Source organism: Photorhabdus namnaonensis, from assembly GCF_001684335.1.
Taxonomy (GTDB): domain Bacteria; phylum Pseudomonadota; class Gammaproteobacteria; order Enterobacterales; family Enterobacteriaceae; genus Photorhabdus; species Photorhabdus namnaonensis.
This window is the reverse complement of the sequence record NZ_LOIC01000092.1, coordinates 1-341: the sequence shown is the minus strand read 5'-3', so window position 1 is coordinate 341 and position 341 is coordinate 1. Positions and strand designations below refer to the sequence as shown.

General features: G+C 52.2%; 1 protein-coding gene. It reads left to right on the top strand.

Annotated features, from left to right (window positions below):
- The coding region (locus Phpb_RS20735; RefSeq protein ID WP_165603328.1) for an AMP-binding protein at positions 1-341 on the top strand (341 nt) is incomplete at both ends.

The window sequence follows — 341 nt, the reverse complement described above, 5'->3', positions numbered from 1 at the left end:
GTACTTGACCCGAATAATCTGCCAGATCAGCCGGACAGTAACCCGCAAGTGCCGGCATTGACGGCACAGCATCTGGCCTATGTGATTTACACCTCGGGTTCGACCGGTACGCCGAAAGGAGTGATGGTGGAACATCGTCATATCCTGCGTTTGTTTGACGCGACTAAATTATGGTATCACTTTAACCGGCAAGATATTTGGTGCCTGTTCCATTCCATAGCGTTTGACTTCTCGGTGTGGGAATTATGGGGAGCGTTACGCTACGGCGCTAAACTGGTGCTGGTTCCGCACGCGATTGCCCGTTCACCTCAAGAGCTGCACCAATTCGTGTGTCAGCATGG